17 protein-coding genes are annotated in these 14,618 nt (G+C 61.0%); 8 read left to right on the top strand and 9 right to left on the bottom strand.

The window, feature by feature from the left end:
• Positions 1–550 precede the first annotated feature (550 nt).
• Positions 551–1,306, bottom strand: coding sequence for a spermidine synthase (locus V6607_RS09490; RefSeq protein ID WP_134326001.1), 756 nt, complete (start codon positions 1,304–1,306; stop codon positions 551–553).
• Between the two features lie 118 nt (positions 1,307–1,424).
• Between V6607_RS09490 and V6607_RS09485 the strand changes: the two genes are divergently transcribed.
• Positions 1,425–2,771: a 3-deoxy-7-phosphoheptulonate synthase class II gene (locus tag V6607_RS09485; protein ID WP_087693647.1), complete on the top strand. Its 1,347-nt coding sequence runs from the start codon at positions 1,425–1,427 to the stop codon at positions 2,769–2,771.
• On the opposite strand, the gene V6607_RS09480 is transcribed toward V6607_RS09485, so the two are convergent.
• Complete coding sequence (locus tag V6607_RS09480) at positions 2,751–3,980, bottom strand: winged helix-turn-helix domain-containing protein (protein WP_008437776.1); 1,230 nt, start codon at positions 3,978–3,980, stop codon at positions 2,751–2,753. The genes V6607_RS09485 and V6607_RS09480 overlap by 21 nt on opposite strands.
• 45 nt (positions 3,981–4,025) lie before the next feature.
• Positions 4,026–4,232, bottom strand: a complete 207-nt coding sequence (locus V6607_RS09475; RefSeq protein ID WP_003218685.1) for a DUF1127 domain-containing protein — start codon at positions 4,230–4,232, stop codon at positions 4,026–4,028.
• A gap of 70 nt (positions 4,233–4,302) precedes the next feature.
• On the opposite strand from V6607_RS09475, the gene V6607_RS09470 reads away from it, so the two are divergent.
• Positions 4,303–5,184 (top strand): LysR family transcriptional regulator, encoded by an 882-nt coding sequence (locus tag V6607_RS09470; RefSeq protein WP_023659060.1) that lies wholly within the window; start codon positions 4,303–4,305, stop codon positions 5,182–5,184.
• On the opposite strand, the gene V6607_RS09465 is transcribed toward V6607_RS09470, so the two are convergent.
• On the bottom strand, positions 5,174–5,923 hold the full coding sequence (locus V6607_RS09465) for a sulfite exporter TauE/SafE family protein (protein ID WP_134326000.1): 750 nt from the start codon (positions 5,921–5,923) through the stop codon (positions 5,174–5,176). The genes V6607_RS09470 and V6607_RS09465 overlap by 11 nt on opposite strands.
• 108 nt (positions 5,924–6,031) lie before the next feature.
• On the opposite strand from V6607_RS09465, the gene V6607_RS09460 reads away from it, so the two are divergent.
• The 4 genes from V6607_RS09460 (at position 6,032) to V6607_RS09445 (ending at position 9,226) form a co-directional block, all read left to right on the top strand.
• Positions 6,032–6,982 (top strand): LysR family transcriptional regulator, encoded by a 951-nt coding sequence (locus V6607_RS09460; RefSeq protein WP_008437773.1) that lies wholly within the window; start codon positions 6,032–6,034, stop codon positions 6,980–6,982.
• A gap of 77 nt (positions 6,983–7,059) precedes the next feature.
• Entirely contained in the window at positions 7,060–7,512 is a 453-nt protein-coding gene (locus V6607_RS09455) for a MarR family transcriptional regulator (protein ID WP_134325999.1), read from the top strand.
• 252 nt (positions 7,513–7,764) lie between these two features.
• Positions 7,765–8,184 (top strand): organic hydroperoxide resistance protein, encoded by a 420-nt coding sequence (locus V6607_RS09450; protein ID WP_003218695.1) that lies wholly within the window; start codon positions 7,765–7,767, stop codon positions 8,182–8,184.
• Between the two features lie 25 nt (positions 8,185–8,209).
• The gene (locus V6607_RS09445; RefSeq protein WP_134325998.1) at positions 8,210–9,226 is read left to right on the top strand and encodes an alpha/beta hydrolase; all 1,017 of its coding nucleotides are present in this window, start codon (positions 8,210–8,212) and stop codon (positions 9,224–9,226) included.
• Positions 9,227–9,293: 67 nt separating this feature from the next.
• Here the strand turns inward: V6607_RS09445 and V6607_RS09440 are convergent, their stop codons facing one another.
• The gene (locus V6607_RS09440) at positions 9,294–9,866 is read right to left on the bottom strand and encodes an elongation factor P (RefSeq protein WP_003218698.1); all 573 of its coding nucleotides are present in this window, start codon (positions 9,864–9,866) and stop codon (positions 9,294–9,296) included.
• A 49-nt stretch (positions 9,867–9,915) separates the two neighbouring features.
• Positions 9,916–11,049 carry an elongation factor P maturation arginine rhamnosyltransferase EarP gene (gene earP / locus V6607_RS09435; RefSeq protein ID WP_134325997.1) on the bottom strand — a complete coding sequence of 378 codons (1,134 nt, stop codon included), beginning with the start codon at positions 11,047–11,049 and terminating at the stop codon, positions 9,916–9,918.
• Positions 11,050–11,180: 131 nt separating this feature from the next.
• Between earP and V6607_RS09430 the strand changes: the two genes are divergently transcribed.
• Together V6607_RS09430 and V6607_RS09425 are read left to right on the top strand one after the other, a co-directional pair.
• A complete protein-coding gene (locus tag V6607_RS09430; RefSeq protein WP_003218702.1) occupies positions 11,181–11,549 on the top strand; it encodes a hypothetical protein in 369 nt (122 codons plus the stop codon).
• Between the two features lie 15 nt (positions 11,550–11,564).
• Positions 11,565–12,047, top strand: a complete 483-nt coding sequence (locus V6607_RS09425) for a GreA/GreB family elongation factor (protein WP_003218705.1) — start codon at positions 11,565–11,567, stop codon at positions 12,045–12,047.
• Positions 12,048–12,052: 5 nt separating this feature from the next.
• On the opposite strand, the gene cysB is transcribed toward V6607_RS09425, so the two are convergent.
• From cysB to V6607_RS09410, 3 genes are all read right to left on the bottom strand, one after another.
• Entirely contained in the window at positions 12,053–13,027 is a 975-nt protein-coding gene (cysB, locus tag V6607_RS09420) for an HTH-type transcriptional regulator CysB (RefSeq protein ID WP_003218707.1), read from the bottom strand.
• Positions 13,028–13,131: 104 nt separating this feature from the next.
• Complete coding sequence (locus V6607_RS09415; RefSeq protein WP_003218709.1) at positions 13,132–13,632, bottom strand: universal stress protein; 501 nt, start codon at positions 13,630–13,632, stop codon at positions 13,132–13,134.
• Between the two features lie 63 nt (positions 13,633–13,695).
• A complete protein-coding gene (locus tag V6607_RS09410) occupies positions 13,696–14,613 on the bottom strand; it encodes a 5'-nucleotidase (protein ID WP_134325996.1) in 918 nt (305 codons plus the stop codon).
• Positions 14,614–14,618 lie beyond the last annotated feature (5 nt).

Genomic DNA, 14,618 nt, shown 5'->3' with positions numbered 1-14,618 from the left:
AGATCAAGAGCACAGCGGCCTGAAAGCCGACTTGAGTGTTAAAAGCAAAATCAAAAGCTAAAGCGGGCACGGTGCACTGTAGGAGCTGGCTTGCCGGCGATGGCATCGCCTCGGTGTGTCTGATGTACCGAGGTGTCTGCATCGCCGGCAAGCCAGCTCCTACAGAAAAGCGGCTTTGTTTTCGCTCTGGTCTTTGCTTTTGCTTTTAACACTCAAGCCGGCCGGTAGGCCGCTGTGCTCTTGCTTTTGATTTTGATCTGCGGGCCCCGTCAACCACGATGGCCGCAAGTAGGCACGGTGGAGCGGGTAAATCGGCAAGGATGCCGATTTAGCCGCGCCGGGCCATGGATGGCCCGTCGCGGCGGCCCGCGGAACCGGGCCGGAGTGCGGGCATGCCGAGCCTAGGCGAGGCACCGAGTGGTGGGGCAAAGACCTTTTGGTTACTTTTGGCTGGGCCGGCATTCCGGGCGTTTGCCAAAAGTGACCCGCTGTAAGAGCGGAACCATAAGCGGCCGTTACCGCAGCAACGGATATGTACACAATCAAAACCCTACGTAGCCGGCCGAATCGCCTTGATCAGCGACTGCAACGAATACCCCAACCGCGGCGCCAACGCCTCAGCCCGCGCCGACAACGCCGCCACATCGAGCACCTGATCCAGATCCGCCGGCACCAGCAAAATCACATTCCCCTCCTTCACCGGCAACTCCCAATAATGCCGGTGATACAACCCACGCAACAACGCCGCTCCCAACGGCTTCCCATCATCCGTAGCCCACTGATTAATCACCAACCACCCCCCCGGGTTCAGCTTCTTCTGGCAGTTCTCCAAAAACGTCCAAGCCAGATGCCCAACGCCCGGGCCAACATCCGTATACAGGTCGACAAAAATCAGGTCCGCCGACTCAGCCGAAGGCAGCAATTCCAACGCATCCCCAACGCGGATATACAGCCGAGGATCATCATCCAGCCCCAAGTACTCAATGGCCAGACGCGGCACATCAGGCCGCAGTTCGATGGCCTCAACATCTTCCAAAGGCAAAAACTTCAGACAGGCCTGGGTCAACGTCCCAGCGCCCAAGCCCAGGAACAACGCACTCTCCGGCTGCTCATGGCACAACGCCCCAATCAGCATCGCGCGGGTGTAGTCATACTCCAACCAGCTCGGGTCAGCAGTAAACACACAACTCTGCTCGATGGCATCGCCAAACTCGAGAAAGCGGTAATCGGCCACTTCCAGCACGCGGATCATGCCGAAGTCATCATGGACCTCGGCCAGCAGGCGCTCGACGCGCTCCTCAGACATTGCAACTCCTAACGGCGTGCCAACGGGAAAGCCGGGATTGTGGGCGAACCGGCGGCAGCAGGTCACGTACTAATTGCTGATAACATGACGGCCCGACCGCAAATCACTCGAGTTCATGATGAGCCAACCCTGGAGCCCCGACAGCTGGCGCGCCCTGCCGATCCAGCAACAACCCCAGTACCCTGACGCCGCGCATTTGTCGCAGGTCGAGCAAAACCTGGCGAGCTATCCGCCGCTGGTGTTTGCCGGTGAAGCCCGTGAGTTGCGCCGTCAGTTTGCCGAGGTGACCCAGGGTCGCGCCTTCCTGTTGCAAGGCGGCGATTGCGCCGAGAGTTTTGCCGAGTTCTCGGCGGCAAAAATCCGCGACACCTTCAAGGTGCTGCTGCAGATGGCGATTGTGATGACCTTCGCTGCCGGCTGCCCGGTGGTCAAGGTCGGGCGTATGGCGGGCCAGTTCGCCAAGCCGCGCTCTTCCAACGATGAAACCATCGACGGCATCACCCTGCCCGCCTACCGCGGCGATATCGTCAACGGTATCGGCTTCGACGAAAAAAGCCGCGTGCCCGATCCGGACCGCCTGCTGCAGTCCTACCACCAGTCCACCGCCACCCTGAACCTGCTGCGGGCGTTTGCCCAGGGCGGTTTTGCCGACCTGCACCAGGTGCACAAGTGGAACCTGGACTTCATCGCCAACTCCGCCCTGGCCGAGAAGTACAGCCAACTGGCCGACCGCATCGACGAAACCCTGGCCTTCATGCGTGCCTGTGGCATGGACAGCTCGCCGCAACTGCGCGAGACCAGTTTCTTCACCGCCCACGAAGCGCTGCTGCTCAACTACGAACAAGCCTTCGTGCGCCGCGACAGCCTGACCAACGACTATTACGACTGCTCGGCACACATGCTCTGGATCGGTGATCGCACCCGCCAACTTGACGGTGCCCACGTCGAATTCCTGCGCGGGGTGAACAACCCGATCGGGGTCAAGGTCGGCCCGAGCATGAACCCCGACGACCTGATCCGCCTGATCGACATCCTCAACCCGGACAACGACCCGGGCCGCCTGAACCTGATTGCGCGCATGGGTGCCAGCAAGGTCGGCGACCATCTGCCCAACCTGATCCGCGCGGTACAGCGCGAGGGCAAGCAGGTGCTGTGGAGTTCCGACCCGATGCACGGCAACACCATCAAGGCCAGCAGCGGCTACAAGACACGGGACTTCGCGCAGATTCTCAGTGAGGTGAAGGAGTTCTTCCAGGTGCATGAAGCCGAAGGCACTTACGCCGGCGGGATTCATATCGAGATGACCGGGCAGAACGTCACCGAGTGCATCGGTGGCGCGCGGCCGATTACTGAAGACGGGCTGTCGGACCGCTACCACACCCACTGCGACCCACGGATGAATGCCGATCAGTCGCTGGAATTGGCATTCCTGATCGCCGAGACGCTAAAACAGGTCAAGCGTTAAAAGCTCTACCCGCAACCGTGCCGCACTGGCCCGCTGGCAATTGAGCTGTATCTGCTCAAGCCCGAGCCAGTCGGCCATCTGCCGCAGATTCAGGGCCAGCGCGCGCATGCCCTCCTCGTCCAGCCCCGGCTCTTCCTCGTGAACGGCATGCACCGCCAGGCGTCCGGCCGCCCGCTCCGCCCGCAGATCCACGCGCGCGGCAATCCGCTCGTTGTGCAGGAACGGCAGCACGTAGTAGCCATATACCCGCTTGTCCTGGGGCGTGTAGATCTCCAGCCGATAGCGGAAATCGAACAACCGCTCGGTACGGCTGCGCTCCCAGATCAGCGAATCAAAAGGCGATAACAGTGCGCTGGCAGGCACCTTGCGCGGGACTTTCGGCTCGGGCAGGCAATAAGCCGGCTGTTTCCAGCCCTGGACCTCGCAGGTGATCAATTGCCCATCCTCGACCAGCTCCGCCAGGCGCCCACGGCTGTCGGCCGGGTCCAGACGGAAGTAGTCGCGCAGGTCTTTTTCAGTGCCCACCCCCAGCGCCGTGGCGCTGTGCAGCAGCAAACCGCGTTGCGCCTCAGCCTCGTCCAAGGGGGGTTGCTGGAGAATGTCGGCCGGGATCACACGCTCCGGCAGGTCATACAAACGCTCAAAACCCCGCCGCCCGGCGACGGTCACCTGGCCGGCGGCGAACAACCATTCCAGCGCATGCTTTTCATCGCTCCAGTCCCACCACGGGCCGGCGCGCTCCTCGCGGGTCGACAAACTGCCCGCACCCAGGGCGCCTTGTTGTTCGACGATGCCCAGCACCCGGGCGATGGTGGCCTGCTGCTCGCGACCAAAACGCGCCATTTGCTGATAGATCCCCTGCCCCCGGGCCGCCCGTTCCATGCGCCAGCGCATCAATGGGTACAGCGCCATTGGCAACAACGACGCCTCATGGCCCCAATATTCGAACAGCGAGCGGCGCCGCCCCGAACTCCAGGCGGCCTGTTCTAGAATCAACGGAGAGTAATGCCCCAGACGGGAAAACAGCGGCAGGTAGTGCGAACGCACCACCGCATTTACCGAATCAATCTGCAACACGCCCAAACGCTCAACCAGGCGATTGACCTGCGCCGCCTTGATCAACGCCGGCGGCTGGCGCCCGGAAAAACCCTGGGCGGCCAGCGCCAGGCGTCGCGCCTGCTTGAGGGAAAAGGACAGTTCTGCGGGCATGGGCATCTCCTTGTGTGCTCGCGAACCACCCTACTGCATCCCGAGTCATTTTCGCAGCGGGTCTTCCCAAAAATGCCGGCGGCTTTCCTGCTCGACATCGCCACGGTTGAGCCCGATGTCCTTGAGCGCCTCATCGCTCATGCTCATCAACAGCTGACGCTCACGGTGCACGGCCATCCACCGGGAACCCAGTTGAAGCAGCCCGGAAAACGGCCGCTTCGCCATCAGTACAAAGCCTCTTTGACCTTTCATCATCTCGCCCTCCAGTGGGGATGACTGAAGTCTGTGCCTGGCGCTATGATCAATCCAACGAATGTTTCTTATGCAATACATCTCGGAGATTGATCAATTGTCCAGCTACCCGAGTATCGACACCGAGGTGCTGCGCACCTTCGTCGCCATCGCTGATCAAGGGGGCTTTACCCGCGCCGGCGAGCAGGTCAACCGCACCCAGTCGGCGGTAAGCATGCAGATGAAGCGCCTGGAAGAAGATGTGTTGCAGCGCAAGTTGTTCGAGCGCGATGGCCGCCAGGTGCGGCTGACTCCGGAAGGCCAGGTGCTATTGGGCTATGCCCGCAGGATCCTGAAGTTGCACAGCGAAGTGTTCAACACCCTGCGCGAGCCGCACATGGTCGGGTTGGTGCGCATCGGCACACCCGACGATTACGTGATGCGCTACTTGCCGGGGATTCTCAAGCGCTTCTCCAAGGCTTACCCGCTGATCCAGATTGAAATGCACTGTGAGTCGTCGCCGGTGCTGATGCAGCGCCGGGACCTCGACCTGACCGTTATCAGCCGCGAACCGGGAAATGAAATCGGCGAACTGCTGCGCCATGAACGCATGGTGTGGGTGGCGGCGCCCTGCTTCTGCATGGATGAGCACAGCGCCCTGCCCCTGGCCATTTCCGGCCTCGACAGTTTTTGCACGCAGTGGGCACGCGCCGCGCTGGACGCCCAGGGGCAGGAGTACCGACTGGCGTATCACAGCTCCAACGGGGCCGCGATCCTCGCAGTGGTGGGTGCCGGCCTGGCCGTCACGATCAATATGGAAAGCCTGGTGACCGAAGACCTGCGCATATTGGGCACAGCGGACGGTTTTCCGCCGCTGCCGTCGGTCAATCTGCGATTGTTGCGCAACCCGCGTACCACCTCGCCGATTACCGAATGCCTCGCCGAATACATCCTCGAAGGCTTCAAACTTTAAACGTCAGCATCACCGCACACACCGCCAGGAACCCGCAGAACAGCCCGCGTAACATGCGCTCCGGCATGGCGTGGGCGACTTTCACGCCCCAACTGATGCTGAGCAAACCGCCGGCGGCCAAAGGCACGCCGATCAGCCAGTCCACTTCGTGGTGCCAGGCGTAGGTCACCAGGGTCACGCTGGTGCTCGGCAGCGCCAGGGCCAGCGACAGCCCTTGGGCCACCACCTGGCTGGTGCCGAAGATGCTGGTCAGCACCGGCGTGGCAACCACTGCACCGCCCACCCCGAACAAGCCACCCATGGAGCCCGACGCCGCGCCCAACACCCCAAGCCACGGCCAGGAATAACGCATCTGCGCTGACGGCGGTGCATTGTGGGTAAACATTCGCAGCAGGTTGTAGGACGCCAATACCAGCAGAAACGCGATAAAACCCACCCGCATCACGTCAGCATCGATCCCCACCGCCCAGATCGAGCCCAGCCAGGCGAAGGAAAAACCCATCACGCCCAACGGCAGTGCATGACGCAATTCAATCCGGTTGCGCTGGTGATAACGCCACAACGCCAGCATCACATTCGGCACCACCATCACCAGGGCCGTGCCTTGGGCGATCTGCTGGTCGAGGCCGAAAAATACCCCCAGCACGGGAATGGCAATCAGCCCGCCGCCGATGCCGAACAAGCCACCGACCGTGCCCAACGCTACGCCCAGCATTAAATACAACGCTAAATCTGCCACCCGCTCGCTCCTGCTGTTCCCAGGCCTTGCATGCTACGCAGTCCGCTCTGGTGCGGAAACGCACAGCAACGCACAATGGCTGTGCCAATCTCGCACAAGCAGACGCTGATGAACCCCAATACATTGACCGATCAACTGAGCCTGTTTCTCGACGTACTGGAAGCCGGCAGCTTTTCCGCAGCCGCGCGCCGTCACCCGCTCACGCCCTCGGCCGTGGCGCGGCGCATCGACAGCCTGGAAAGCTCGGTGGGTAGCCGGCTGTTTCAACGCAGCACCCATGCGGTGGTGCCGACGCCCGCCGGCCTGGCGTTTGCCGAGCGCGCCCGGCGGATTGTCAGCGAGCTGCAACTGGCGCGGGCCGAAGCGGTGTCGCTGAGTCATGCGCCTGAAGGCTTGATCCGCGTGGACGCACCGGCGGCTTTCGGCAGGCGGCATTTGGCGCCTGCCATCGCTGACTTTCTCAATGTCTATCCGGGACTGGACGTGCACCTGCACTTGATCGACAGCTTTGTCGACATGCAGGGCGAGCATCTGGGCAAGGTCGACCTGGTGCTGCGGGCCGGGCATATCGTCGACACCCGGCTGATTGCCACGCCACTGGCCAGCATTGTGCGCATCGCTTGCGCAAGCCCGGCCTACCTGAAAAGCCGTGGCACGCCGACCCATCCCAGCCAGTTAAGCGAGCATGACGGCCTGGATTGGGAAGGCCTGGCACCGATGTTCGCCTGGCGTTTTGAGCTCGATGGGCGCAAATCCACCTACCGCCCGCAGCGCATTCGCATGAGCGCCAATAACGCCGAAGCCCTGCTTTCAGGCGCGCTGGCCGGACTGGGTGTTGCGCATCTGCCCACCTGGCTCGCCAGTGAATACCTGGTGCGCGGTGAACTGGTCCCGCTGTTCTGCGAGAACGGCCTGCCGACGCCTGAAACCGCGGGCATCTATGCGCTACGCCTGGAGCAACACGCCAACGCCCGCAGCCGCTTGTTGCTGGAATACCTCAAGGCGCGCTTCAGCCCTGTGCCGCCCTGGGACCTGGCACTGCAAAGCGGCCTGGGTTGACCGGCCGGACAGAATTGTCTGGCGCGTTAAAGATTTGCCCGCTAGATTCGAAACCAGACACGTTTTAAGGCACTGCCATGACCAAGCCCCTCGATACCTGCGAATCCTTGTTGCTCGACAACCAGCTGTGTTTTGCCCTGCATTCCACCTCGTTGTTGATGACCAAGGTCTACAAACCGCTGCTGCAAGCCCTCGGCCTGACCTATCCGCAGTACCTGGCCATGATGGTGCTGTGGGAAGAGGATGGCTTGACCGTAGGCGAAATCAGCAATCGCCTGCTGACGGATCCCGGCTCCCTGACGCCGCTGCTCAAGCGCCTGGAAGCCGAAGGCCTGCTCAGCCGCACCCGCAGCCGCGAAGACGAGCGCGTGGTGGTGGTTGAATTGACCGAGGCCGGGCGCGCCCTGCGGGACAAAGCCATAGATATTCCACAGTGCATCCTGGGCGCCAGCGGGCTGGACATCGAGCAGTTGCGCAAGCTGCAGGGCGATTTACTGGCACTGCGAAAAAACCTGCAAGTCTCCCTCTAAAGGCACCACGCATCAAAAATGTGGGAGCGGGCTTGCTCGCGAATGCGGTGGATCAGTCAATGCATCTAGTGACTGTCACACCGCATTCGCGAGCAAGCCCGCTCCCACATTTGTTTGTGCAATGCCTGGCTATCAAAGCACACAAAATATTTTCCAAATATATCTTGCGCACTAACTATTAGCGCGATACATTCACCTCGCCACTTACTTAGCGCGCAAACATTTAGCGCAAACACTGACGAGGAAATCATCATGCAAGCTCTCTACACCGCAGTAGCCACCGCCACCGGCGGCCGTGATGGTCGTGCTGTTTCCAGCGACAACATCCTCGATGTAAAACTCTCCACGCCAAAAGAACTGGGCGGCGCGGGTGGCCAGGCCACCAACCCGGAACAACTGTTCGCCGCCGGTTACTCCGCCTGCTTCATCGGTGCCCTGAAATTCGTCGCCAGCCAGACCAAACGCAAAATCCCGGATGACGCTTCGATCACTGCCCACGTCGGCATCGGTCAAATCCCCGGCGGTTTCGGCCTGGACATCGACCTGCACGTCAGCTTGCCCGGCCTGGCCCAGGACGACGCGCAAAGCCTGGTCGACGCTGCGCACCAGGTCTGCCCTTACTCCAACGCCACCCGTGGCAACGTCGATGTACGCCTGCACGTAACCGTCTGACCCACGCGGTTTTTTGGAGAAGAACATGAACACATTTGGCAAAGTACTCACCGGCACCCTGCTCGCCTTCTCGATCACCAATGCCTTTGCGGCCGGCGGTGACGTGGAGCACAACACCCAGGCGTTTCTCGATGTACTGAACGCCGGCACCGGCAAACCGATGGAGCAACTGACGCCCAGGGAAGCCCGTGCGGTGCTGACAGGTGCACAGTCAGGCGTGAAACTGACGCTGCCCAAGGCCGACGTGAGCCAGAAGACCATTCAGGTCGATGGCCAGCCGCTGAGCCTGACCATCGTGCGTCCGGCCGGGGTCAAGGGCACATTGCCAGTGTTCATGTTCTTCCACGGCGGTGGCTGGGTACTCGGGGATTTCCCGACCCACGAGCGTCTGGTACGTGACCTGGTGGTGGGGTCGGGAGCGGCGGCGGTGTTCGTCAACTACACGCCATCACCTGAAGCGCACTACCCGGTGGCGATCAACCAGGCGTACGGGGCAACCAAGTGGGTGGCCGAACACGGCAGCGAGATCAACGTTGATGGCAAACGCCTGGCCGTCGCCGGCAACAGCGTCGGCGGCAACATGGCAGCGGTGGTCAGCCTGATGGCCAAGGACAAGGGCACTCCGTCAATCAAGTTCCAACTGCTGTTGTGGCCGGTGACCGACGCCAACTTCGACACCGGGTCCTACAACCAGTTTGCCGAAGGCCACTTCCTGACCCGCAACATGATGAAGTGGTTCTGGGACAACTACACCACCGACACCAACCAGCGCGCCGAGATCTATGCGTCGCCCCTGCGGGCAAGCACCGCGCAGCTCAAGGGTTTGCCACCTGCGTTGATTCAGACCGCAGGCTCGGACGTGCTGCGTGACGAAGGCGAAGCCTATGCCCGCAAGCTGGATGAGGCCGGTGTACCGGTGACCGCCGTGCGCTACAACGGCATGATCCATGACTACGGTTTGCTGAATGTCGTCAGCCAGGTACCGGAGGTTCGTTCGGCGCTGCTGCAGGCGTCCGAGGAACTGAAGCAACACCTGAAGTAAAAACCGGCACCCACAAAAAAGCCCGACGCATGGTCGGGCTTTTTTTATCGTACCGGTGGCGCAAGAATTACTTCTTGGCGCGACCTTTGTACGAACCACCTTCACGGGTGTCGATCTCGATCAGGTCGTCGATTTCGATGAAATCGGCTACTTGCAGTTCGGTACCGTTAGCCAGCTTGGCAGGCTTCATCACCTTGCCCGAAGTGTCGCCGCGAGCGGAACCTTCGGTGTAGGCAACCTTACGCACGATAGTGGTCGGCAGCTCTACGGAAACCAGACGGTCTTCGAAGAAGATAGCTTCGCAGACGTCTTCCATGCCTTCTTCCACGAACGGCAGAACGGCTTCGATGTCTTCAGCGTTCAGCTCGTACATGGTGTAGTCGGTGGTGTCCATGAACGTGTAGGTGTCGCCGCTGATGAAGGACAGGGTCGCTTCTTTGCGGTCGAGGATCACGTCGTCCAGTTTGTCATCGGCGCTGTAGACGATCTCGGTCTTGTAACCGGTCAGCAGGTTCTTCAGCTTGGTCTTCATGATTGCGCTGTTACGACCAGACTTGGTGAACTCAGCTTTCTGAACCAGCCAAGGGTCGTTTTCGAGACGGATCACTGTACCGGGTTTCAGTTCTTTACCAGTTTTCATTGCGAATATCCGAAATTTGGATGGGATTTACAAAAATCAAGGTCGCGTATCATATCCAATTTACATAAAACTGTACCAGCGCCGTCGCAAGATCGGTCCGCGAGCCTTGTTCCAGAGCCCATTTCTCGGCGTTCGCGGTCACTTCCGGCCAGTGTTCCAGCAGCATTTTCCAGCAAAGTGCCATATCGCCATCAGCGTTCCAGGCCTGCCAAAGGCCGACCAACGCGACTTTCGCAGCCGGAGACAGACCTTCGGTATACAGCTCAAGGAACGCATCGAGCTTGTCCAGGTGAATGTCTTCGTCCTGGCGATAGATATGCCACAACAGTGGCCGCCCGGCCCATTGCGCCCGCACGAACGAGTCTTCGCCGCGCACGGCGTTGAAGTCGCAGCACCACAACAGCCGGTCGTATTGCTCCTGGCGCACAAACGGCAGCACTTGCACGGTCAACCCGTCGCGCCGGTGCACATCACCTACTTCCAATGACTCGACCCCCAGCCAGCCCTGCACATCTCCGAGGATCCGCCCTTCCGGCACCAGCAGATGAGTGGCGCGCCCATCGGCCGCCAGCACGTCGAGCCAACTGGCCAGCCCGGCGTTTTCATAGGCGAACAACGACATCATCCGCGCACCGTCCACCGGGAAAACCCCAAGCGCCTGCAGAAACTGCTGCCGGGCGGCGGCGTCTTGCTGGAAGGCATCGCGCTGTTCCAGCAGCCCCGCCTCACGCAATAAGCCGCCGGTGCCGGGACGGAATCCGGGAAAGAAGAAGTACTTTTGCACGCCCTTGAATTTCACCGAGGGCAAACCGTGGCAGCCGACCACCCAGTCTTCGGCGCTCAGGTAATCCAGGTTCATCCACAGCGGCGTGCGGTCGCGTGCGGCCATCGCCTCCATGTAGTCAGACGGCAATTGACAGGCGAACGCAGCGATCACCACGTCTGCCGCGTCGGTCGCCGGCCAGTCGGAGGGCCAGTAGCGCACGTCGACGCCCTCTTGCCATTGCTGGTGCACCTGCACATCAATCTCGGGGCACATGCGTTCGAACGCCCGCAGGTCATCGACCCACAAGCGCACCGCACACCCTTGTTCCGCCACCAATTGCCGGGCCAGGCGCCAGGTCACGCCGATGTCGCCGTAGTTATCGACGACGCTGCAAAAAATATCCCAGCGGGCTTTCATTCCGGGCTCCAACGCTCAAAGGCTCGATTGTCCGTATAAATGCCTCGATACAGAAGGGTTGATCGCGATTATTCTGCGCGCGGCTGTGGGACAATCGGCGCCATGCCGCACGTGCCTGCCAGGAGGCCACCATGTCTGATCGTTCGTTCTCGCTGTTCAAGCTCAGTATCGCTGTGGCCTTCGGCCTGTGGCTGGGGTTTATCGCCATTGTGCTGAGCGTGTGGCTGGCTTCCCGCTACCTGCCCGAGCAAACCGTGGCGCCGGTGGCCCGAGTGGTGCAGCAACTGGGCAAGCCAGAGGTGGTTGCACCGGAGCCGCCGAACCGGATGTTCGAGCAGTACCAGGAGAACCTGCGCAAGCAGGAGCAACAGCAAACCCTGGACCAGGCCCGCAACAACCCGCGTAACCTGTCCAACCCCAAATGCCAGTTCTGGCTGCAACAGGACCAGAACGCCCCCAACGACAAGAGCCGGGCCAACGTCCTGCAATTTTGCGATTGATCACGAAAGCCGCCCATGAATAAACACGCCGTTCACCAGTTGGTTTTGGACAAACTCGCGGTCGATCTCGATATCGCCCAGCGCGCCGCGCAAACCGCGTACGAAACCGCGACCCACGAAGAAAACATCGCCGAGAACAAGTACGACACCCTGGGCCTGGAGGCTTCTTACCTGGCAGCCGGCCAGGCCCGACGCGTCGAGGAGATCCGGCAGGCGCTGACGCTGTGCCAGAACATGCAGCTGCGGGCCTACGATGACCAGCGCGGCATCGAAGTGGGCGCATTACTGGGGTTGGCAGATGAAAACGATCGCCAGCAGTGGCTATTCCTGGCGCCGGACGGCGCAGGCTTGAAGGTCGATGTGGTGGGGCAACCGGTGACCGTCATCACCCCACGCTCGCCCTTGGGCAAAAGCCTGTTGGGCAAGTTCGAAGGGGATGAGGTGGAGATTCTGGTGGGGGGCGCTCGGCAACAGTTTGCTGTTACCGAGGTGAAGTAAGCCGATCAGTGAACCGGTAGTTCAACGCCGTCGAACAGCTCTTCCAGTTCCTGCTTGTTGTGGCACTGGATGGCCTTGGCCATCACTTCGCGCGTCAGGTGCGGCGCGAACTTTTCGATGAAGTCGCACATGAAACCACGCAGGAAGGTGCCACGACGGAAGCCGATCTTGGTCACGCTGGACTCGAACAGCTCGCTGGCATCGAGCACCACCAGGTCGTTGTCGAGCTTGGTGTCGACCGCCATCTTGGCGACGATACCGACACCCAGGCCCAGGCGCACATAAGTCTTGATGACGTCGGCGTCAGCCGCGGTGAACACCACTTTCGGCGTCAGGCCACGATGGCTGAAGGCTTCGTCGAGTTTCGAACGGCCGGTGAAACCGAACACGTAAGTCACGATCGGGTATTCAGCCAGGGCTTCCAGGGTCAGCTTCGGCAGCTTGGCCAATGGGTGACCTTGAGGCACTACCACACAGCGGTTCCAGCGGTAGCACGGCATCATCACCAGGTCGCCGAACAATTCCAGCGCTTCGGTGGCAATCGCGAAATCGACGGTGCCGTCGGCGGCCATCTCGGCGATCTGCATCGGCGAGCCCTGGTGCATGTGCAAGGCCACGTCCGGGTACTGCTTGATAAAGCTGCTGATCACCGGCGGCAGCGCATAACGCGCCTGGGTGTGGGTGGTGGCGATCGACAGGGTGCCCTTTTTCTCGTTGGAGAATTCCTGGGCGATCTGCTTGATGCTTTCGACCTTGCGCAGGATCTCGCCGGCGGTGGTGATGATGCGCTCACCGGCCGGGGTGACACGGGTCAGGTGCTTGCCGCTGCGTGCGAACACTTCAACGCCCAACTCATCTTCGAGCAGGCGGATCTGCTTGCTGATACCGGGTTGCGAGGTGTAAAGGCTTTGAGCAGTAGCGGAAACGTTGAGGTCGTGGTGCGCCACTTCCCAGATGTAGCGCAGTTGTTGAAGCTTCATATGTGTCCCTCAAAGCGGATAGACGCCACGGGTATCAGCGACGGTATATAACTATATTAAAGGTTAGATGGATAAATCTAGAACTTTTTATCGTTTTCTACCAATCACACGTCGTCACTGCGTCGACGCTGCAACAGCGGCACCAGGTACACCGGCACCTGGGACAGCTGCAGCACCCGTGCGGCGGTTCTCCCCAGAGGTGTTGCCACCCCGACCGCCTGGCTGTGACTACCTACGATCAACAAATCCACAGAGAGTTTCTGCGACTGGTCGAGAATCACTTCACAAGGATCACCCTGGATCACCCGCACCGAACGGATCAACTTGAGGTCCTGCTCCCCGTCCCCCAGCTCCTCGCGAAAACTGTCGAGCACCCGTTGCTCGATGGTCGCCATCACCGTCGTCAGGCCCTGGCTTTGCCATTCACTCAAGGCCTTCTCATCAAGGTAGCTCTGCAACACCGATTCGGCGAACAGCCCGATGGGCTCGACCACGTGAATCACATACAGATCAGCCTTGAACGTTCGCGCCAGCGCCAGGGCATGTTGCATCACATAGGGGGCATACAGACCGAGGTCAGTGGCGTACAGCATCGAACGAATCATAGAACCTCCTGGGCAGCCAGGATGGCGGGGATTGATTCAGCTTAGCAGCGCCTTTGGCAGTGCTCAGCCCTCGGTCTGAATTTTCAACTCGTTACTGATGCCATGGGGTACGTGGCCGGTGGCCACGAACTCCCGGGCCTTCTCGCAATGCCCTTCCTGGTCATCGAAAAACACATCGGCGGCGAAGGCTTCGAGGAACGCCGACTTCTCCAGGCCACCAAGAAACAGCGACTCGTCGAGACGGATATCCCACTCGCGCAGCGTGCGAATCACCCGCTCGTGGGAAGGCGCCGAACGGGCCGTCACCAGCGCAGTGCGGATGGGGCAGGACTCGTCGGGGAACTCGCGCTGCAACAGGTTGAGTGCCGCCAGGAAGCCCTTGAATGGGCCGCCGCGCAACGGCTCGCGGGCGGATTCGCGCTCGCTGGCCTGGAAGGCTTCAAGGCCGCCCGACTGATAAACGCGCTCGGACTCGTCGGAAAACAGCACCGCGTCGCCATCGAAGGCGATCCGCAATTCAGCACTGGAGGCCCGACCTGCGCCGCCCGACAGAATCGTCGCTGCGGCAAACCCGGCATCCAGGGCGCTGCGCACATCCTCGGCATGGGTGGACAGAAACAGGTGGCAGCCAAACGCCGCCAGATAAGGATAAGGGCTGCGCCCGCCGACAAACGCCGCGCGGGAGATGTCGAGCCCGTAATGCTGGATCGAATTGAATACACGCAAGCCGGTGTCGGCACTGTTGCGCGACACCAGCACCACCTCGACCCGGGCGCGGCCGAGGCTGGCGTTGAGGCTCAGGAGTTTCTCCACCAGCGGGAAGGCGTCACCGGGCTCGAGGGTTTCTTCCTCGTGGTCGATCTGGTACTTGCGGTACGCCTCGACGCCTTGGGCCAGGTAGACCTTGTGGCTCTCGCTCAGGTCGAACAGAGCTCGCGAGGAAATCGCCAGCACCAGTTTGTCGCCCAATCCCTTCGCCATGGTGT

It is taken from the genome of Pseudomonas sp. KK18 (assembly GCF_037094675.1).
In the GTDB taxonomy this organism is placed as follows: domain Bacteria; phylum Pseudomonadota; class Gammaproteobacteria; order Pseudomonadales; family Pseudomonadaceae; genus Aquipseudomonas.
This window is presented reverse-complemented; position numbering and strand designations above follow the sequence as displayed.